General features: G+C 45.4%; 15 protein-coding genes. 8 read left to right on the plus strand and 7 right to left on the minus strand.

Features of this window, described 5'->3' with window-relative positions:
- The first annotated feature begins 297 nt into the window (after positions 1-297).
- The 3 genes from CLV59_RS00390 (at position 298) to CLV59_RS00400 (ending at position 3,334) form a co-directional block, all read left to right on the plus strand.
- On the plus strand, positions 298-1,644 hold the full coding sequence (locus tag CLV59_RS00390) for a peroxiredoxin family protein (protein ID WP_146616096.1): 1,347 nt from the start codon (positions 298-300) through the stop codon (positions 1,642-1,644).
- Between the two features lie 238 nt (positions 1,645-1,882).
- On the plus strand, positions 1,883-2,161 hold the full coding sequence (locus CLV59_RS00395; RefSeq protein WP_111590032.1) for an HTH domain-containing protein: 279 nt from the start codon (positions 1,883-1,885) through the stop codon (positions 2,159-2,161).
- Positions 2,162-2,632: 471 nt separating this feature from the next.
- On the plus strand, positions 2,633-3,334 hold the full coding sequence (locus CLV59_RS00400; protein WP_111590033.1) for a LytR/AlgR family response regulator transcription factor: 702 nt from the start codon (positions 2,633-2,635) through the stop codon (positions 3,332-3,334).
- A 52-nt stretch (positions 3,335-3,386) separates the two neighbouring features.
- Here CLV59_RS00400 and CLV59_RS00405 read toward each other — a convergent pair whose 3' ends face one another.
- The 7 genes from CLV59_RS00405 to CLV59_RS00435 all read right to left on the minus strand — a co-directional run bounded on the left by CLV59_RS00405 (position 3,387) and on the right by CLV59_RS00435 (position 12,094).
- Positions 3,387-4,094, minus strand: coding sequence for an AcvB/VirJ family lysyl-phosphatidylglycerol hydrolase (locus CLV59_RS00405; RefSeq protein ID WP_111590034.1), 708 nt, complete (start codon positions 4,092-4,094; stop codon positions 3,387-3,389).
- A 54-nt stretch (positions 4,095-4,148) separates the two neighbouring features.
- Positions 4,149-6,701 carry a phosphatidylglycerol lysyltransferase domain-containing protein gene (locus tag CLV59_RS00410; RefSeq protein WP_245950722.1) on the minus strand — a complete coding sequence of 851 codons (2,553 nt, stop codon included), beginning with the start codon at positions 6,699-6,701 and terminating at the stop codon, positions 4,149-4,151.
- Positions 6,702-6,835: 134 nt separating this feature from the next.
- Positions 6,836-8,446 (minus strand): T9SS type A sorting domain-containing protein, encoded by a 1,611-nt coding sequence (locus CLV59_RS00415; protein WP_146616097.1) that lies wholly within the window; start codon positions 8,444-8,446, stop codon positions 6,836-6,838.
- Between the two features lie 40 nt (positions 8,447-8,486).
- Positions 8,487-9,119, minus strand: coding sequence for a hypothetical protein (locus CLV59_RS00420; protein WP_146616098.1), 633 nt, complete (start codon positions 9,117-9,119; stop codon positions 8,487-8,489).
- A 42-nt stretch (positions 9,120-9,161) separates the two neighbouring features.
- On the minus strand, positions 9,162-10,823 hold the full coding sequence (locus tag CLV59_RS00425) for a hypothetical protein (protein ID WP_111590038.1): 1,662 nt from the start codon (positions 10,821-10,823) through the stop codon (positions 9,162-9,164).
- Between the two features lie 213 nt (positions 10,824-11,036).
- Positions 11,037-11,462: a universal stress protein gene (locus CLV59_RS00430; protein ID WP_111590039.1), complete on the minus strand. Its 426-nt coding sequence runs from the start codon at positions 11,460-11,462 to the stop codon at positions 11,037-11,039.
- A gap of 59 nt (positions 11,463-11,521) precedes the next feature.
- Positions 11,522-12,094: a TetR/AcrR family transcriptional regulator gene (locus CLV59_RS00435; RefSeq protein ID WP_111590040.1), complete on the minus strand. Its 573-nt coding sequence runs from the start codon at positions 12,092-12,094 to the stop codon at positions 11,522-11,524.
- A 713-nt stretch (positions 12,095-12,807) separates the two neighbouring features.
- Between CLV59_RS00435 and CLV59_RS00440 the strand changes: the two genes are divergently transcribed.
- The 5 genes from CLV59_RS00440 to CLV59_RS00460 all read left to right on the plus strand — a co-directional run bounded on the left by CLV59_RS00440 (position 12,808) and on the right by CLV59_RS00460 (position 22,146).
- Positions 12,808-14,604 carry an alpha-L-fucosidase gene (locus CLV59_RS00440; protein ID WP_245950724.1) on the plus strand — a complete coding sequence of 599 codons (1,797 nt, stop codon included), beginning with the start codon at positions 12,808-12,810 and terminating at the stop codon, positions 14,602-14,604.
- A 19-nt stretch (positions 14,605-14,623) separates the two neighbouring features.
- Positions 14,624-16,771 (plus strand): alpha-galactosidase, encoded by a 2,148-nt coding sequence (locus tag CLV59_RS00445; protein WP_111590041.1) that lies wholly within the window; start codon positions 14,624-14,626, stop codon positions 16,769-16,771.
- Positions 16,772-16,803: 32 nt separating this feature from the next.
- Complete coding sequence (locus CLV59_RS00450; protein ID WP_111590042.1) at positions 16,804-18,147, plus strand: alpha-L-fucosidase; 1,344 nt, start codon at positions 16,804-16,806, stop codon at positions 18,145-18,147.
- 640 nt (positions 18,148-18,787) lie between these two features.
- Positions 18,788-19,399, plus strand: a complete 612-nt coding sequence (locus tag CLV59_RS00455; protein WP_111590043.1) for a response regulator transcription factor — start codon at positions 18,788-18,790, stop codon at positions 19,397-19,399.
- Between the two features lie 290 nt (positions 19,400-19,689).
- Complete coding sequence (locus tag CLV59_RS00460; protein ID WP_111590044.1) at positions 19,690-22,146, plus strand: glycoside hydrolase family 2 TIM barrel-domain containing protein; 2,457 nt, start codon at positions 19,690-19,692, stop codon at positions 22,144-22,146.
- Positions 22,147-22,160 lie beyond the last annotated feature (14 nt).

The raw sequence follows: 22,160 nt of genomic DNA on the forward strand, positions 1-22,160 counted from the left end.
TTTTGGTGTGTTTAGTTAGTTATTCTAATCAAATTTATTTTGTTAATCTTGTTAACGTTAACAAGTAATAAACATTCTCGCCACAAGATCAATTTATTATTGCAATACAATACGCGGTTAATTTTCTCCACTGCATTACTACAAGCATTGGGCTACGTAAAGTTTTCATTTACTATCGTTGTGAATACAAGCCCCCTGTGGTGTCTACCATGGGGATTTTTTTTATGATGGCAGATTAACCATTGCTTAACCAATGCATAACAAGCCCAGGCTCTTAATGCGCTTATCATTGCAAGGATGCAGCAACTATATCCTATTCAATACATGTGGCCCCGTTTCATGCTATGGAAGGTAGCGTGTTTGTTCTTCTCTATTTCAGTTTGTGGGCAATCGGCTATTATCAGTGGAAAGGTAGCTGGTGGGCGCAGTGGCCAGCAGGTCTCGCTTTCTTATTGGGAGCAGCCGGGCATATCTCCTGTAATCACGATGGATGCTGTTTTAGCAAAGGATTCTTTTTATTTTTCGCTGCCGACATGGACGGGGCAAGAATTGTTTTTTTATGTAGATGCTGGTGGAGAAGGGTTTTATGGTATTGTTAGTAAGGGAGATAATATTTATCTGGAGTTTCGGGGAGACACGATTTGCTTTTCCGGCCGTGGATCTGCGGCCAACAGGGCTTTATACCTTGGGCGGATAGCTGCAAGGGGTCGGACGAATATGCGCGTGGCAGATCAGCTGGAGTATGATCAGAAGGCCATTCCGCAGGTAGATGCCGTACTACAATCGTATAGAGATAGTTTGTCAGGATCTCTGTATGCCTTGCTGCGCGCGGAGTTGCTGGGGAAGATCGGTTCAAGGATGATAGGCGTTTATTGGGAGCAGGAGCCAGACAAACAGGAAGGTATATATAATAGGTATATAGGTCCCGTATTGGCAAAGCTGCCTGCGGATGATAACAGCGCATTATCCGGGCATTACCTGGATTACCTGTTAGACAAAGCGCAGTTGGATTATCATCGGGCTATGCATCGTCAGTGCACGCATGGCGCAGTATATGAGTGGATTAAAACCCATTACAGTGGGGGATTGCAGGAGAGGTTACTGGCGCATCAGTTATTATTGGCTTTTGCATTGGGCGGTCAGCAGGAAGAGCTGGAGCAATGTGCGGAAGATTATCTGAAGATGGTTCGTTCCGAGAGTTGTAAAGTGGCCGTGGCGGTTCCTTTCAGCAGGATGCGGCGAGGTATCCGGAGAGGCTTGCCAGCGCCGGGTTTCAGTCTGCCTGATAATAAAGGAAACAATATTGCACTGAGTCAGTTTTCCGGGAAGGTAGTGCTACTGCACTTCTGTGCAGATGATGATAATCTGACGCCTACCTTGGATGAGATCAGTAAATGCTTTGATAAAAAGGAAGTCGCCTTTCTTCATATTGGTATGACGCCATTGCCTATCCATGAAAATGGGATTCAATTATTTCCGGGAAATCAATTGCCCGCTATCCAACGTGATTACAATGTTTCTGCCTGTCCTACTCTGATAGTTATCGCACGTAACGGCCGTATTTTCGCAGTAAAGCCACCTAATCCATCCAACGATGAGGGGAACGAATTAACTAATATTATTTACGAGGCACTACAACAATAAAAAATGTGGATTCCTGCCAATAAATCGCAGTGGGCTGCGTTATATTAGCGGACTCAGATAACCGAAAGGACGCGACTGTAGCGCATAAGCGCTATTTATACGCAGCATGGATTATCAGAACTTCAATTAAATCAAGTTACTAATATTTATATTTAAATATATATGATACAGCCTTGGTTTAATCAGTACAAATCCGTAAATTAATTATTATACTCATCGTTAAGCCCCTCTATGCCACATGCCAAAGCGTTATTTTGACCGTTTACAGACCATTGATTACCTGATTAGGATCAAGGGTACCGGAAAGCCCGCTCAGTTAGCCAAGCGGCTTCGTATTTCAGAGAGAACTCTGTATGAATTCCTCAAGATGATGAAGGAGTTAGGAGCTCCCATTGAGTACGACCGGTACAAAGAAAGTTACTATTACTCGGAAAAAGGTGGATTCAACATCCGGTTCACTAAGAACCTGGTCACCGCGAGTGCAGTCTTTCTATTGATCCTTTCTACAGTCTGGTAATTATGACCTGACGCGTCACTCACTTTTGGGTGATGCCATCGTACCTACACCGTTTACCCGGTGTCTCAGATTCTATTGCCTGCCAGGCCCTTAGCCGGCTTCCACAGAATCTTTTGCTAAATCCATCTTATTAGGTGGACAGGGATACGCTTGTGTCTCTGTCTGCCTAATTTTTTTATTTTAATTTATTGTTTTTCTTTTTCTGTTAACATCCAATATACATTTGGCCCATTTTTTACGTCGATCTTTAGAATAGAAAAAAAGTCAATGATGTGTCGGAACAGTAACATAAAATCAGTAGCAGCCCCCACAGGCAACGATATAAGATATTTTTTTTCATAACGCGGTTTAGATTAGATTTTTGAAACTACGCAGGTTTCTATCCAGTCACCTGCCATTTTTTTAAAATTCACCCAGGCATTGCCAAATGAGTGTGCCACTTAATTAAAAACAAATAATACATCAAATTATATGATGTTAAATTGTCTAATTTTAGGAGAGATACCTAACGGATTCCAGAACCTCGAAAGGTTTATAAATGATACCTCCTTCACCTTCCTGGCAGAACATTGCCAGTCTTTCAATGACGCACTTCCCATTCTGGAAACAGAAGCCATTCATCTCCTGTTCGCCGGAAACCCTCCCGCAAATCAACTCGCGCACCACGAAGAACAACATGACCTGAGAATCCTCGTGCTTTCCTATCCAGACAATAACCCTTATCCCTTCTTTGTTTGCCACGAAGAAGTACTCTTCCCATACCTTACCTACGAAGCTTTTTATAACACTGTACACAGACTTTACAACATCATCGACATGGAAGGACAAGAAACAATTCCCCCAAGAACAGCCGACCACTTCATGCTCCGCTGTGATAATCGGTACGAAAAAATAATTTATGACGACCTCCGTTACCTGGAAGTAGTGGATAATCATATCATTCTCCACACCAAAGACAGTCAGATCACCACCACGGAGAAACTCGACTGGATCATGGCCCAGTTACCACTCAACGCATTTATGCACGTCCACAGATGGTATGTAGTTGGATTCCGATACATAGACCACCTCGCAGAAGATCATGTCTATATCGGCACAGCAAGGATTCCACTCTCCAGAAACATAGGACAGGAACTGGAAAGAAGATATAAGAAACGCTGGCAGAAATCTTAGCCATAAAAAAAGAGCAGTGCACCGCACTGCTCTTTTTTGTTTTCTACATATGTTATTGTGCAAACATGGCCATCAGTCGCGCCGCTACACCACCAGCATCTTCATCATAAGTATGCCCCCCTGGTAACAACAACCGCTTGTAATTATGTATGGTCAGCTCGGTCAGATTGAAATCTTTCTCTTCTGCACCAAATACCAGCAATATGGGCTTACTGATTTTATTGATCTCCGCAGGTACACTCATTCCTTTATTATTGCTCTTCCCAAGCATATCTGATAAATGTACTTCCAGATCCGTAAACCTGGAGGGAGATAATAAAATTATCTGCTGCACTGCATTTTCCAAATCCCCGGGTAGATGAGTGTAAATAAAGGGCATCACGTCTGCCCCTAACGAATATCCAATGAGAATAATACCATTATGACTATTCCACTGTGATTGGTAAAACTTGATCAGGTTGGCTACATCCAGGCCCGCCTGTGCAGGCGTTTTCTTGTTCCAGAAATACTTCAGCGCATTCAATGCCACCACCGGATAATTCTTTTTATGGAATTCATCGATTACGTTGGCAGAAAACTTTTTCATGCCGCCATCTCCGGTAATGTAAAAGATCAATGGCAGATTACTGTTGGCATCTGCAGGTTTGGCCTGAACCGGAAGATTACCTGGAGCATTTTGCGCCTGTACGCCCGTATGAACCTGAAATAATGCTGCAATAGCCAAAATCAGTAATGTTATTCGTCTTTTTCCTTTTATCATAGCTTAAATCCCTACCGCAAAAAAACAAAATCCATTCCGTATTGTTCGTAACTATTATGGCTGCATCACTTTACTGAGTGCTACCGGCAGTTGTAACAGATCAAAATCATGCTCGTATACCAGGTATTTGTTCGTCCACTCGGTGGCATATTTATCCTTGAACTCTCTGAGCCCCTGATAATGACGGAATAGCCTCAACTTTTCATAAGCATATTTCACCATTTGCTCTGCTGTATTCTCTGGCTGGCTAATCCCCGACATCGGTACCATACCCAGGTTCAGGAATTCCAGTCCTTTCGCCTGCGCATCCTGAATCAAAGCAATAATCAATGCATCCATTACGCCGCCAGGAGCATCCGAACGTTTACGAATCAAATCGTAGGTACATTCTCCCGGCGTATAATCCGGAATGATATTCAGGAAGGCTACAATTTCCCCGTCTGCATTAGATACTGTGATCACATCCTGGTGACGAATGGCCTCTTCATCAAATAAGCCCTGAGAGAAGGTCATCTCCTTTACTTCATACTGTTTCAGCCATTCATCGCTGACGGCCTTTAATTCTGCCAGTCGCGCATCCGTTTGTGGAGCTACATGCATTTGCGTGATATAGCCTTTATTCGCCAAGCTATTCAATCCATTTCGAAGGGATTTCTTATCCTTTCCACTCAGGCTGAAATGACGAAGGTCCATAATCGCTTCCTGGCCTATCAGCATTCGCTTCTTTTTCAGTTTGTTGAAGTAGTAGGTGCTATCTTCATCCACGCGATAAAAAGCCGGTCTTAAGCCCATTTTATGGCATTGTTGCTCAAACTCTTCCAATATGGCGAGCTTGTCGTCTTCGCTACAAACGGGTTCTTCTAAAACAATCGCGAAGCTACTCGCCACCCGATAAGCAATAAATCCTTCATATTCTTCTGAAACGAATAACAACTTATCGCTACCCACTTTGAAATAATCCATAGGGGAGCTACCATATTGACTCAGATAGAATCTTGCTTTTTCCAGTGCAGTGTTGCTATGTTTGGCCACATGCAGGTAAGGGCGAATAATCGTATAAAACAGGAAGGCCCATGCGCTTACACCCAGTACCCGGATAGCAGACATAAACTCCCGTCCGAACCTTGTTACAGGCACGAGGCCGTCGTCATCCAGGAGCATAAAGCCATGAAAGGCATGACGGAGCGATTGCTGCCAGGTGAAATCAATACCAAAATGTCTGACATTCAGGAAATAAAATCCAATACTGCCAAACACCAGCACCACCATGAAAGTGCCGATGGCCGTCACCACTCCTATATTCACCAGTTGCGGATTACTTTTTACCCGATACTGTTTCGCAGTAATCAACAGAATCACGCTGGTCAATAACGCCAGCGAAGCCTCCTCATAATCCAACGCCTTACTGATATGCCCCAGCACCGACAGCAAAGAGACAGACAGCGCCACTATCCAGGCACTGCGTAATCCACGGAACAGGAAGGTGGCAGTAACCAACAAAATCAATCCCAGAAATACGACCAATAAATTGGAGGCATGAATGGAGGTGCCAGGAATCAGCGCCCTCAGCAAATGCATACGGTAAGCTAACGGTGGCGTAAGTACGGAGAATATATTGACCATTCCCAGCAGGAAGATAAGAATGGGTGGTAACAGTCGTAAAACCAACTCTTTACCCTTCAAAGCAAAGGCAAACATACCAGCTATCAAAGGCAGCCAGAATTCGAACAGGCGGAATAACAAAGTGATTTCCAATGCTTGCAACGTCGTATAGCCGTAACCGGAAAGCAGGTATGCCAGCGACAATTCAATAGCGCCAAGTCCGCGCAGGAATGGCGATATTATCAGGAATATGGTAGCTACAATGTAGCCTACACAGGCTGCCTCCAGGGATGGATGCACGCCTACTGCCAGCATACTGATATACAGATGGGCCACACCTGCTACTTCGATCAGTACAGATGCCAGTACCGTATTCATGAATGCAGGAACCGACAAATGGAAAGTGAAGATCGAGTCTACCTGCTGCGCTGCTCCTGGGAAATATTTTACTAAAAGTCGGTATAATACCCCTTTATGCTGCATGGACCTCACTACGCCCACTACTGCACCCAGTAGCAAACAGATGGTAACCAGCCCCCAGGCGGCATCTCGCATAGATCCTGCGTGCATCATTGAATACAGGACCACCGGTATGCCTACGAGAAAAACAGAAAGGATACCTACAAATCCATAAATGCCCGAAGCCTGATGAATTTGTTGTTTATGCAGATGTTGTTCGCGTCTTAAACTTTGTGGCAGATAGGCCAGAGAGCTGATACCTCCGGCAGGAAGAAACACAGAAAGTAAATTTCTTTTCAGGAAAAGTTCTGTACTTCTGACAATATTCAACCTGGAACCTACAGAGCGAAAACTAAATACATACATCGCTGCCTGCAATAGTATATACGCTCCCGTTATTGCCACTCCAATGATTACCCAAACTCTGTCGGCCTGTTCTATCGCGGGTATCAGGGCTTTTAATTCGTGACGTTGTGAACGGAAAAAATAAATGGCAAGAAGGATGAACAGTACGGCTAACAGTTCCTTCCAGTGTAATTTTCGCAAAAATGCTAATGAAAAAAATTTGCTTCCCCTGGACATAATCAGTAACGCTTCAGTCTATAGATTTAACTAACAAAGTTAGCCTTTGTTATGTTGAAATAGCCGCCTGAGCCCGACTTTAATAAGATTTTAATTTCTTATAATCTGTTGATAATGATGACTTTTTCGGTATGAATTATTTTGTTGTCTTCAATGATGAATTGGAGGAAGTAGGTTCCTGCGCTCAGATTAGTAGGAATATCGAAATCATAATAATTCCGATTATAAGGCGGTTGTGCGGTATTCAAATAACCCACACGTCGGCCGGGTACATCCACGAGCACTATGGCTTTGACTCTTAATGCTTCATTGTAATAAATATGCAGTCGGGTGCCTGTTCTTACTGGATTAGGCCACACATTTACGTCGCCAGTGGCGGTTTTCCCGCGTACCATTCGAACCGGACTATAGAAGAAACTGCCATCGGTCATGGTAACTTTCAGGCGATAAAGCAATGATACAGAGGAATCCTGTATATCGCGGGTTTCATAGCCGGAAGGAATGTAACTGAGGCCGTTAGAGTTCCTGGTTGGCATAAATCCAATGGAATCAAAACCAGGAGCAGTCAGTGTTTTGCGCTCTATGGTAAATCCTTTCAGGAAGTATTCCCGCACGGTGCCCCAACGGAGAATGATAGAGTCGGGGAGCAACGCACTGCGGAATGCATCAAAAAATTGCAGCACCGTTTTACCAGGATTGCTATTTATTTCTGCTACCATGCTGGTAAAGAATGAGTTGGGACCAGCAAGTAGGAAGGATCGGCTGTTGTAGGCTGCTGATGGATTGGGGGGACCGGTGGTATAAATATTGGGAGACACGGGTACGCCGTTACTGCGGGCGGTATCCCAGTTGGCGCCACTGAACCTCGATACATAACTACTGCCGCGGTTTGCTTCATATGCCGGTCCTTCATCCGATAAACGGTGTACCAGGGTGATATTAGCATTGGTATTGGGGGTGAGCGCATCTATTTGCCAGGTTCTGTTGACGGTACTCATTAAGAGATTGGAACCTTGCGTGAGTCCGGATAACACACTATCGCTGACGGCTGCACGAAAAGTACTGGTATTGTCCGCACTGCTGACAACTGCTGGCGTATAGGATGTGGGCCTTGTTCCAATGGGAAAAACTACTTCTCCATCGCTGGGCGAAATATTGGATCTGTAGAGGAATCCATTGCCAAACCGGCCACCGGTAATGATATAGTTGCTATCTGAGTAATTGCGTATAGTCCCTGGCGTTTGGTGACCTACTACCAGATTCCACCCGTTTAGAAAAATAGAACCTCTGCGAAGGTCCAGCTCATGGCTGATTTTCAGGTCATTTAAATCCTCCAGGATTAGTCCTGGTGAATTGACCAGCCGAAGATTAGGAAATACAGTACCGGCATTTTGGGAGACGTTATACCCTCCGCTCACAAACTGATACACGATGGCTGGATTGGATTTTCCGGGCTGAATGAACTGAAACCAGCCGCCAGTGCCGCTTAGTCCGTCACTACTTTCATCCAGGATGGATGCTCCCGGATTGTTTCTCCAATGCAGTCCGTAAAAATTAATCACAGATCCGGGTGTGGATAATAGGAGTCCTTCATGCGTCATGTCTCCGAAAATGGCGATGGTGTCGCCACCATAGACCGCCATTTTCCCGCCAGGATGCAGCCATGCGCCGGATTGTGCCTGCAATAGTAAAGTGCAGTACAACAGCAAAAAGGTCAATATCGTTTTTCGTATATAGATAATCGTTGCTTTAATATCCTGTTATAGTAAAGTAGACTTTATGCGTGACGTCGGTATCCATGACGGTTCCGCTAAGTAGCGCTACCAGCGCGGAGTTACCGACCGTCACTGCAAATTGTATTTTCGTCAGACTAAAAGAAGAAACCGTTACGATAGGTGAATTGGTATTATTGGTTCCTCCTGCACCGGTTGCCTGGATATTGATAATCTTGGTATAAAAGCCTGATGGTATATTCACAACAGGCAAACCGGTGCTGAGATTCTGTACTGAGTCTACTATAATTTTTATTGGATTAGTGATAGGCGTATTGGTGCCGGCGCCTGCCAGCGAGTAATAGGTTTGTGATACCGTTGGTATTACAATCTTCTGCCAGCTGGCGCCTACACGGAGATACAGACTACTGTCTGTAGTGCTGAAAACAATCATTCCTGCCGGCGCAGAACTCAATGGGGCTGCGGCCATTGCAGCCGGCGTGACGCGGGTAAGCAGCAACCCCTGGTTCGTAGAGGCCAACTCCAGTACGGCAGACTTAGTGGTGGCTGTGGTTCCGAGATTACCTAATCGTAGCTGCTGTGCCTGAACAACTCCAAACAACAGCATCAATAGCACTGAAAGCCACATCACCCTTAGGTTTTGTTGCATGCACAAATTTTTAGGTGAACTAATGGACTAACCTGCCCGGTATTATTTGCGGATTACATACCAGTTGCTACCATCTGTTTGTAAGGTTACATAACTGTAATCATTGTAAATAATGTAGGTGCTTGCTCCATCAATTGTGCCGCCGGTAGGGTTGATGGTAAGACTGTTATCAATGCCGCCAGTACCAATCTTTTTGATGGTATAGATTCTTCCGGTTATACCTGAAGGAGAGGGCAGGGTAACGGTGATACCGGCACTGGTGGTATTGGCCAATACGGTATTATCTGTTGCCAGCAGTGTATAGGTGGAGGTGACAGTGACTATATTCAATGCCATGGAACCGGTTACCTGTAAGGTCGAATTGGCATCTGCGGTACTTCCGATATTAGCCGCTTTTCCTACTGAAACGGAGTCGCGGAAGGTTTTGGTACCTGCGAAGCTCTGTGTGCCAGTAGTCACCGCACCACGGGCGGTGAGGGCAGCATCAGGGAGATTGAAAACAATCTTGTTGGCAGTAGTGGTACTGTCAATGTTGAAGTCGGTACCCGTATTCCCTGTAGCCAGCGAAATGGCAGGCCCAGTCTGGCTGTTGATGGATTTCAGTCCAGCAGAGAATGCGGAGGAATCCACCAGTCTTTTTTCTACGGCGCCGGTGGTAGGATTACGGAAAAGCACATACGAAGTGGCTGTGCTAACATTATTGGGTGTGGTACCCAGTGTCAGTGTTCCGGAGATATTAGCGCCGCCAGCGGTAACGGTTAATCCATTTGAAATGGAGGTTCCGCCGGTCACATTCAATCCTGCTCCTGCGGTGAGACTATCCCGGAAGGTTTTTTGTCCTGCAAAGGTTTGGGCCGTAGTAGTAACTGCACCTGGATTGGTTACATCTGCGGGGCCGAGTTGTAGTTCTCCGGTAGGGCTTATTGTCAGGCCATTTGGAGTGGAGGCGGCCAGGAGTGCGCCTACAGTGATAGCTTGTTGTTTGCTGCTGAAGGATACCCAGTCGGCATAAGTGAGTAAGCCTGTTTTTTGGGTAGTACCATTAACAATGGGAATGTTCATCGTTACGGAGCTGTCGGCCGGATTAGCGGTAACGCCAAATGCGGCATTAGCGGTATCTGCTTTGATGGTGACCCCCAGGTTTTTAAGTCCGTTGATACTTTGAATGGCATTGGTAAATGCCGCAGAAGACAGGCTACGTTGGCTGACAGTACCAGTGGTAGGATCGATTACCAGGGTAGTGATCAGTGTGGTGCTCTGTGGTACATTTTTCAGTTGAACGCTTTGGTCGGTATTCACATGGATGGCCTCTGTAGCGTTGGTACGGATAGAGAGGGCTTGTCCGTCGGAAGTTCCTATATAATTATTAGTGGGGTTGGTGCCGGCATTTCCCGCCAGGTTCCAGCTATTGGCGGTGAGGGAAAGGCTGTCGGCCAGTTTAGACCAGTATCCGTTTCTTCTTACGAGTAAGCTTTTATTCTGTGTGAAGAAGATGATCATACCATCCGGGGCGGCGTTTAAGGGCGCCAGGGTGGTATCTACAATGCGGGGCAGGAGCAGACCTTGTCGGAGGCTTTCCAGTTCCAGTACAGAAGCTTTGTTAATGGTGGAGGGGTTGTCGCCAATTTTCAGCTGTGCTATAGCGGCTGGAGACAATGCAATAAAAACCAATAAGAGTAATAAATAGTGGTAGTGTTTTTTCATACACATGGTTGTTTAGGGGAAGACAAAAGAAATTATATCCAGTTTTGGGTTGACTGGGGTGGTTTTGGGGGAATTGTATGGGGAGATTTTGCTGTTTATTCCGTTTTAAAGATAACGGTTTTTCCTGTACGAAAATCGTGGTGCGGGGATAAAAAAAACCGTGGCGAAACCGCCACGGTTCTGTTGTTTTAGTGATTGTTGAGTGTTAGTCCGTTAATGATCTGCTTTGTTGTAAGGTATCACCAGTACGGGTATACGTGCGTGGCGGATAATGGACTCAGCGGTGCTGCCAAGCAACATGTGATCCAGTCCGGTGCGGCCTTGGGTACCTACTACGAGGTAGGCGGCGTTTCTTTCATGCGCTACTTCCAGTGTTACCACTTTAGGATTTCCGGTAGCCACCACGACATTGATATCAGTTCCGGGGTGTTGATTCTTAAAAGCAGCTAATGATTCTTCTGTTTCTCGGATTCTTGCCGGGAGATCGGCCACTGTTTCAGCGAGGGCGATGCCAAGACCTACTTCTACAACGGAGAAGAGGGTAACGCTGGCGTTCATACGTTGGGCAAGGGTTACGCCTTGCCTGATTACTTCCTCGGAAAATGGGCTGAGATCTACCGCAATCATGATATCTGACATACGACAAGCTATTTAAAGATGAGTAAAGTTTCCGTTGGTATGAATAATTATTCAGTTTGTTATGCTTTCAAAGCATCCCAGCATAAATCGAAAGTCAGATCAATTTTTTTCTTGCTTAAAGTTTCGTTGCTGTAATGCGTTTGTTTCACCAGTTCATTGATAGCTCCCATCATAAAGGTCAGTAACAGGCCGGTGTCTGCGGTTTTAATCAACATTTCCTGCTGGCCTCTTTCAATCAGGTCAAAGAAAGGAACTGCCAGTTCTCTGGCTTTTTCCCTGGTTTCTTCCGTGATATAGGGAGAATGATAACATTGTTCCAGGAATACCACCTCTTCAAAATGCTGCAGCTTATACCGGAGGATATTCATCCAAACGGTACGGAACCCCAGCTTGAAGGGAGTGGTCAGTTCATATCCCCTGAAAGCTACCTGTACAGAGTTCGCCCTGCTCGCTGCAAATAGCGCATTGATGAGCTCGTCTTTACCGGTAAAATAAACATATAAAGTACCTGTGGCAATACCCGCTTCCCGGGATATGTCGCCCATGGTAATACCCGACAGGCCCTTCTTAGCTACCAGTTTAAGGGCAGCCTCAAATATCAGTTCCACTTTCCTGTCATCCTTCAATTTCATATTACAAAGATAAGCGAATAAATATTCATTTCTGTATCAAATAAGTTTAAGACAGTGTTAAATAGAAAGGAAACCAACCCGGCCATAAATGAAAAAGCGTGTCTCAGGAATGAGCACGCTTGTTTATAACTTGTGTTATCTTAAATAGTTGTTGCCACGAATGGGGATTCTGACAATCTTAGTTTTGTAAAAGTTTCACCAATGTTCTGATTTGATTTCTTGCTGTGTTTGAGATTAATAATCTTGTTTATGCCCCAGTCAGCCCCGCCATTTAGGATGGCCAACCAGGAACAATACAAAGATATCTTCCCAAAATCCGGCAAGTGTTAACAGGAACATTGTTAATACGTGATTAACAAAAAAAATTAGACAAAAAAATACCCTTGCAATTATTGCAAGGGTAGAAGTTGAGAACATTCACATTACAATGTTCCTCCATGGAACTATAATGAATGATACACTAAGACAATCTAGATCGTATTATGAAAAAGCATTTTAATTTTCGATGGTTATACAGCTCCCTACCATTTTAACTGCAGTTGCTGTTAACAATTCAAAAGTAAATAGAAACTTCCGACTATTTAGTTAATCACTGGTTAACCTATCTAAATACTTCCAGTATGTAGTTTTTTCCCTTTCCCTGATACCATTTTTCTATAGGCTTGCGCATCCCAAGCTGAATGATTATTTTTTCACCTATTTAATAAGCACCTATGTTCCACCACGTGAAAAAACTACTGTTGTTGTCGTCGCTAACCGTCATGTCTATACGAAGCTCTGCCCAGGAGATGCCCGATATGTGGACCACAGGCGCCAACAACAAAGCCAATCCTAACCTGGAATGGTTTAAGTCTGCCAAATTTGGCCTCTTTATCCATTGGGGCCTCTATTCCAAACTCGGTGGAAAATGGAAAGACTCCTCCTATTACGGCTCCGGAGAATGGATCATGAACCGGGCTAAAGCGCCCGCAGCCGAATATGCAAAAGTAGCCCAAACCTTCAACCCTACCGGGTTTAACGCGGAACAATGGGCGGAAATCGCCAAAAATAGCGGCGTGAAATACCTCGTCATCACCGCCAAACACCACGAAGGCTTTAGTATGTACGATTCAAAAGTGACCGACTTCGATATCGTTGATGCTACGCCCTATAAGAAAGATCCCATGAAAGAACTGGCCGCCGCCTGCAGAAAACAGAATATCCAGTTCGGATTCTATTACTCGCAATTCCTCGACTGGCACGAGCCTAACGGAGGCGGTAATAAATGGGATTTCAAAGAAGCAGAAAAAGATTACCAGCAATATTATCGCAGTAAGTCGGTTCCACAACTGAAAGAACTCCTTACTAATTACGGAAAGTTAGGCATCGTTTGGTTTGATATGCCCGGAGGTCTCACCGTGGACCAAACCAAAATCATGATTGATAGTCTGCGTAAACTACAACCCAATTGCCTGTTCAGTAGCCGCGTAGGCCATGATCTGGGCGATTACCGCGATTTCGGCGACTCAGAAGTGCCACCTACGCCCATTGCTGGCGCATGGGAATCTATCTATACGCACAACGATTCCTGGGGCTATATTCAACATGACCTGAATTTCAAATCTCCCCGCGATATTATTCATCTCCTTTCCAACGTGGCTTCCAAAGGCGGAAACCTCATGCTGAACGTAGGCCCGGATGGCAATGGCAGATGGCCGGAGTATAGTATCAAATACCTGCTGGAAACAGGAAAATGGCTGAAAAAATACGGTGAAAGCATCTATGGCACTACGTATGGACTCATCCCGGCCCAGCCCTGGGGTGTCACCACCAGTAAACCAGGAAAATTATACCTCCACATCTGGCAGCAGCCAGATAATAATCAATTGAAAATTGCAGGCATCAACGCCAATATTACCAGCGTGCGCATATTGGGAACAACGCAGCCCCTGGCCTGGAAAAAAATCGGTTCTGAAACCATCATACAACTGCCGGCTACATTACCAGATGCACGCAATACCGTGTTGATAATGGAATACAAAGGCCAGCAACAGGATCTATCACAGTTACATACACAAACTGTCAGTGCCCACTACCCGGAAATTACGATGTCGCCGGTTTGGGCCGTATTTAACGGTGCTGCCTCTACGAAAAGTTTTACCTACTCCCACTATTTCGGCGATTGGAAACACGATAACTGTGCGATCAATATGACACAGCCAACAGATGCGCTCGTATTCCCGCTACAGGTACAGGAAGCAGGCGATTTTAAAGTGGTGCTGGATTATAATTGTGAAGCAGGCGCCGCTACACAACCAGGACTGGTTACATTGGGCGCGCAGCAACTGCCCTTCCTCACATTGCCTACAGGCACATACGACAGTCACCAGCCCATGTTATTCCTGCAACATGCAGTGGGCGTGATCCATATTGATCAGCCAGGCGAATACAACCTGACAGTGAAACCCGCGAAAGCGAATAAGAAAGAACTGTTCAGGTTGCGTAATGTCATCTTGCAACCACTACAATAACGACTAGAATCAGTGAACAATGAAAAAAATAAATATTCTTACAGCCGGACTTTTGCTGCAGATGCAATTGGCGGGCGCACAGTCTGGTACTAAACAACAGCCCGATTGGTTGATCAATAACAAGGGCTACAAAGCGGTAGCAGCCGTTCAGGGAAAAGATATTACGCTCAGTAACGGCTTACTCAGCCGGAGTTTTCGTGTATCCCCGAACGTGATATGTACCGATTACCGGAATCTGACCAGCGGAGAACAATTGCTGCGCGCTATCAAACCAGAAGCCCAGCTTGTGATTGATGGTAAAACTGTGAATATCGGTGGCGCCTATACGCAGCGGCAACAGGCTTACCTGCTTCCGGCCTGGCTAGATGGCATGCAGGCTGGTGCGGCAGATATGCAGTATCAACGGTATGAAATCGCCGATCTGAAACCGTATATGGCGGATAACGGCCATACCAGACAGTCAACCGGAAAGTCGCTCATTTTCACTTACGCGGCGCCGGCCAGTTCAAACCTGAAAGGGCTTAGCGTCAAAGTGCATTATGATTTGTTTGATGGAATTCCCCTGGTGTCTAAATGGTTGGAAATCTCCAATGGCACTGGCAAATCGTTGCAGTTAAACCAGGTGAAAAATGAAATCCTGGCGGTGCCGGAAGAAGAATCAGCCGTAGTGGGAAGTCCGGAACATATGGCCAAACCTCATGGCATATACGTAGAAAGCAATTATGCTTTCAATAACGCGATGAAAGCCAATTTGAGCGACCAGACCACCCATTGGAAAACGGATAGCACCTATACCTCCCAGGTGAATTATGATTTGCAAACCCCTTGCGTATTGGAGATTTATCCGGAAGTACCGGTAGGTATAGTTTTGGGAGACAACAGTCGCTTTGAATCAATTCGCACCTACGAATTGCTGATGGATGGATATGACCGGGAACGGAACGGGCTCGCCAAGAGAGCGATGTATCGTACCGTTGCACCGTGGACAAACAGAAATCCCATCTTCATGCACCTGGTGAGCACAGATCCTGTTAAAGTGAAATCGGTGATAGACCAATGTGCTGCCACTGGTTATGAAGGCGTGATTTTAAGTTTCGGCAGTGGCCTGAATATGGAAGATACTTCTGCTGCTAATATCGCGAAATTCAAATCCCTGGCGGATTATGCGAAAAGTAAAGGTATAATGCTGGGAGGATATTCCCTGTTTTCCAGCAGACGAATCAGTGAAGAGGACGATGTAATCAATCCTGCAACAGGAAAAACCGGCGGCGCCTTCTTTGGCAATGCGCCTTGCCTGGGAAGTAAATGGGGCCTCAGTTACATTGCGAAGCTGGAGTATTTCTTTACAGCTACCGGCTTCAACATCTTTGAAAATGACGGACCCTATCCGGGCGATGTATGCGCGTCTGCCACTCATCCTGGTCATACGGGGAAAGACGACTCCCAATGGAAACAGATGGAGTTACAGAAAGGCCTATATCACTGGATGTATGCGAGGAATATTTATGTCAATGCGCCTGATTGGTATTTCCTGGACGGGACTAACAAAATCGCCTTAGGTTACAGGGAAGTGAATTTCTCACTGCCGCGTGCAGAACAACAAATCTTAAACCGACAGAATATTTACGACGGATTATGGGAGAAAACGGGATCTATGAGCTGGGGTTTTGTACCGCTGACTGAATATCAGGGAGGAGGTGCAGCAGCAACCCTGGAGCCATTGAAAGACCATCTGTCTGACTATGAAAAACTGATGATGCAATACTATGGCGCTGGTGTGCAGGCTTGCTATCGCGGACCCCGTTTATACGACACCGATAGTACCCGTCAGCTGGTAGCGAATGTCATCTCATGGTATAAAAAATACAGACCTATCCTGAATGCGGATATATTACATCTCAGAAGACCTGATGGCAGGGATTGGGATGGTATCCTGCATATCAGCGCTGCACTGCCGCAAAAAGGACTGGCGATGCTGTACAATCCAACACAGGAAGCCATTACCCGGGAAATTGCGCTGCCATTGTATTATAGCGGATTAACCCAAACTGCTCGTATCCGGGAAAAAGAAGGTCCGCTGAAAACGTATACGCTTGACCGTGAGTTTAACGCACACATAAAAATAACGATCCCTGCTGGCGGGTATACCTGGCTGGTAGTGGAATAATTATCTGATCAAACCAAAATTTATAATCCGACATGAAAAAAATTACACTTGGCATTCTCACCTTGTTACTGCTGATGCTAGGGCAGTTAGAGGCACAGCAGAAGCTTTCCACAGAGACGGATGCGCAAAAAGAACAGCGCATGGCCTGGTGGCTGAATGATCGTTTCGGGATGTTTATCCACTGGGGTTTATATTCCCTTCCTGCCCGTCATGAATGGGTGAAAAGTAATGAACGTATTACAGACAGCGCCTATCAGAAGTACTTCGACAACTTTAATCCTGACTTGTATAATCCACGGGAGTGGGCCAGGATGGCTAAGGCCGCAGGTATGAAATATGCGGTGCTGACTACTAAACACCATGAAGGTTTTTGTCTGTTCGATTCAAAATTCACAGAATATAAATCCACTAATACCGCTATTAGAAAGGATCTGGTGAAAGAATGGGTGGAAGCATTTCGTGCAGAAGGGTTGAAAGTAGGATTTTACTACTCGCTGATCGACTGGCATCATCCGGACTATACCATCGATAATAATCACCCGCAGCGTCCGAAGAATCCTGCCGATTATGATAAGTTGAACAAAGGTCGCGATATGGCCAAGTACCGTACCTACTTGCATAATCAGGTGAAGGAATTGATGACCAACTATGGAAAAATCGATATTCTCTGGTTGGATTTCAGCTTCCCGGGAGAACATGGTAAAGATCATAATGACTGGGGATCTGAGGAGTTACTGAAAATGGTGCGTAAACTGCAACCGGGTATTATTGTGGATGATCGTCTGGATCTGAATAATTATGATGATGGATTTGATTTCGTTACACCTGAACAGTATAAAGTATCAGAATGGCCGATGCGTAATGGTAAGAAGGTACATTGGGAAACTTGTCAGACCTTCTCTGGCTCCTGGGGTTATTACCGTGATGAGACCAGCTGGAAAGATAACAAGCAGTTGCTGGTATTGCTGATTGAGTCTGTAAGTAAAGGAGGGAACCTGTTACTGAACGTAGGTCCAACTTCCAGAGGATTGTTTGATTATCGTGCTCAGAAAGCCCTGGCAGGCATGGGCGACTGGATGACTGTGAATAGTCGCGCTATTTACGGTTGTACACAGGCGCCGGCAGATATTCAACGTCCGGAGAATTCATTGCTGACTTATAATCCGGTGACTAAGCGTTTATATGTGCATTTACTGGATTACCCGTTGCAGCGTTTTGAACTACCTGGGATGAAAGGTAAAATTAAATATGCCCAGTTCCTGCATGATGGCTCTGAGATCAAGATGCGGAATACCGACAAGGGGGATGTAGCGCTGGATTTACCGGTATTGAAGCCTAATGTGGAGATTCCTGTGATAGAGCTGGTATTGGAATAACTTTATTAATGGAAAGGTATCCGCCGTCGTATTAAAAAGCGGCGGCGGATTTTTTTGCTTTTATATTTCGTAAAAAGATTTATATTTTTACGAAGGTCAATAAGAATTCCAGATGTCTGGTAAATCCGAGGTTTAATTTGACACGTATATTATGCAGCGGATGTACCGATATAAAGAATGGTAATGGGAGATGTAGAACAGAATATTCTTATCAAGTTACTTGAATTATGAAGTAGCGGATAATGGAAAAGAAGATATTTTTAGATAAAGAAGAACCGCTTTTGAAAGAAAAACCGATATATATTATAAAATTTAATTTGATTGGTTTGATAAGAATGCCCTTTTAGAGTGTATTGATTATTAACCAGTTGTGTTTATTGTTGATCCGGAATATCTTTATTGTCAACCATATTATGATTATATCTTTATTGTAATATGAAATATCTTGTATATTAATATTTATTGAAAAACCATATACCTATCCGATTGACTGCTGCTAGGATTTGTTTCAAATTTGTTATGGTATGGGAACCGTGTAATCTTTCCAGTTATTTGTAATCAGCGCCATACCGGCTTCCAAAACTAGCAGTTTACCTGGAGGAACTTTCATATGAAAATCACATAACCCAAAAGGAATATTATGAAAAAAGTGGGGCCTATTAGTGCTGGTCATTGGGGCGAGTCGAATGTTTTTGAGGTTGGAGAATTGCATCGTGAAACAACTGATACGTTACAACAATTAGCAAAAGATATCTGTAACCTCGTTTTTATGGATGTAGATATACCAGGATTAACATCAATAGAGGCTGCCAGCATTGTAAAGGCTGCGTATCCTGAGATAAATGTTATTCTACTCACGATAAGAGAAGATAGTAAAACTGTATCGCAGGTGCAGGTGCCGGAAGAGGGCATTCATCTGGATAAAATTCCACCGGTTACCTTGTCGGAATTTTTATCGAGGGTGTATGAAACTGCGCTGCATTCTAATCAGCTGGCGGTGGATAAAGTGTTGGCCTTTTTCAGAGAGCGCCCAGCAGTGCAATCCGTACAACAAGATACTTATGGTTTGTCGCCAAGAGAAAAGGAAATCCTTCGCTGCCTGGTAGACGGAGATACCTACAAACAGATTTCGGAACATTGCCATATCAGCGTAGGAACCGTACGCTCACATATTATGAATATCTACAGAAAACTGGAGGTTAACTCCCGCTCCAATGCCATCGTTAAAGCAATGAAAGAACATTTAATCTGATGCGTCCCTCGCTACAGTATTAAGCATTTCCCTCTGGCTTGCCAACGTAGTTTTTAGCGGAATTTTCCTGCATTTCAGCTCCAGACGCGCTTATCCCTGCGATAAGCCGCTTGAAAATGCTATGCAAAAAAGATAAAATTTTACCGTATTTTGTGCAATCGATTGCGTAATTTACATGCCGTAAACAGTGTCAACCAGGCTATTCCATTTTTATATCCTAATTTGAAATGATGCATACGTTTGCATTACAACACTGAAACACTAGTACCACTTAAAGCTGCTGTCCCGTTATGATGAGAAAAGTATTTTCCTTTTGGCTATGTGCCCTCCTTTGTTCCTGCCACGTACTCATGGCCCAGCAAACCATTCGTGTCAACAATCAATGGGATTTCCTGAAAAGTGACCTCGGCGGCGTATGGGAAGCCATGCGCCCAGCCTCCGAAGGAAGCCCGGAATCCGTGCCCCTATGGCAAAAAGTAACCATCCCGCACTGCTTCAACGACCGCGATGGCGTTGACCCAGACGTGAACTTCTACCAGGGCCCCGGATGGTACCGTACCAACATGGATATCAAAAATCCTTATAACAACGGCCGTACCTTCCTGCACTTCCTCGGATCAGGACAGAAAACTAACGTATACGTATACACGCAATTAATTGGCTCACACACCGGCGGATATGACGAGTGGTCTGTAGACATCACCGACGCTGTGAAAAACTTCCTGCAATCGCCAGAAGCCAAACGCTTCAAAGGAAAAGTACCAGTAGCCATCCGCGCAGATAATACCCGCGACCTGGAAATGATTCCTTCCTCCATGTCGGATTTTAATGTATACGGCGGCGTATATCGCCCACTGGAACTGGTTTACACGCCTGCGCTCTCGTTCGATGCTTTCCATATACAAGCGACTACAGATGCTGCCGGAAACGAAGGATCCCTGACCTTCTCTTCCTCTTTTATCAATGCAGCCAATCTGAAAGATGCCAGCCTGGAAATCACCCTCCGCGATCCGCGCAACCAAGTGGTGAAAACTATCACACAACCAGTTGCGCTCTCCTCCGGAGAACAACAACTGGCAACACTCTCCATTAAAAAACCTGTTCGCTGGTCTCCTGATCAGCCTAACTTATATACAGTTACTGCCAAACTCAGCTCTGCTGCCGGTACCGCTGAATGGTCCGGTACCACAGGCTTCCGTCACTTCAAATTCGAAGAACACGGCCCTTTCCTGCTGAATGGGAAACGCCTGCTCCTCCGTGGTACGCATCGTCATGAAGATCATGCCGGCGTAGCCGCTGCCATGGACGACGCTACCATCAGAAAAGAAATGATCCTCATGAAACAAATGGGGACCAACTTCATTCGCCTCGGTCACTATCAGCAACATCCGCTGGTACTGCAACTCTGCGATAGCCTCGGTATCCTCGTATGGGAAGAAATTCCATGGTGCCGCGGTGGCCTCGGTGGTCCAATCTATAAAGAACAAGCCAGAAGAATGCTGACCAATATGATCAGCCAGCATAGCAATCACCCGGCTGTCATTCTCTGGGGCCTCGGTAATGAAAACGACTGGCCTGGCGACTTCCCGGAATTCGATAAGGAAAAGATCCGCCAGTTCATGTCAGAACTGCATCACCTCGCACATCAGTTGGATAGTACCCGACTGACGACCATTCGTCGCTGCGATTTTTGTAAGGATATCGTAGACGTTTATTCCCCTTCTATCTGGGCAGGATGGTACCGCGGTCGCTATACAGAGTATAAACAAGAAACCCTGAAGGAAATTGCTCGTGTAAATCACTTCTTCCATGCAGAATGGGGCGCCGACAGTCACCAAGGCAGATATGCGGAGAATCCTGAGTTCTTTATCCAACAGATAGCCACAGGGAAAGGTGCGGATGAACGTACCGGCGACTTTGCGCTCACCGGCGGAAACGCACGCGCATCCAAAGATGGCGACTGGTCAGAATCTTACGCTGTAAACCTGGTAGACTGGCACCTGAAAGAACAGGAAACCATGCCAATGCTGACTGGTAGCGCATACTGGGTATTCAAGGATTTCTCTACGCCACTTCGTCCGGAAAATCCGGTACCTTATGTAAATCAGAAAGGTATTGTGGCGCGTGATCTCTCTCCCAAAGAAATATATTATGTATTCCAATCCTACTGGCTCACACAGCCAATGGTACATATCTATGGCCATAACTGGCCTATCCGCTGGGGTAATGCCGGCGAAGAGAAAGAAGTAAGAGCCTATTCAAACTGTGCAGAAGCAGAACTCTTTGTAAACGGTAAAAGTGCCGGTGTGAAAAAACGCGACAGTCAGAACTTCCCGGCTGCTGGCCTTCGCTGGAATGTAGTGCTGCAACCTGGTCAGAATAATATCCGTGTAGTAGCCCGCAACGGCAAAACCACGGTGACAGATGAAACCACCTGGACTTACCAAACAGAAAAATGGAGCAAACCAGCGAAGCTGATCGTGGAAAAAGAAAATCAAGGTAATACCACCCTCGTGAAAGTGAAGGCGGTGGATGCAAATGGGGTACTCTGCCTCGATGCGGCCAATTTGATTACCTGGTCTGTTGCCGGAAATGGTACGCTGATCGATGATTTGGGCACTGTGGGCGGCTCCCGCAAAGTGCAGCTGGCCAACGGACAAGCGAGCATCCGCATCGCCAATAATAACGGTAAAAGCGTAGTGGCTGCTACCGCTGATGGATTAACAACCGGTTTGATTGAATTATAATCCTAAATCTGCCA

This window comes from Chitinophaga dinghuensis (assembly GCF_003259435.1).
Taxonomy (GTDB): domain Bacteria; phylum Bacteroidota; class Bacteroidia; order Chitinophagales; family Chitinophagaceae; genus Chitinophaga; species Chitinophaga dinghuensis.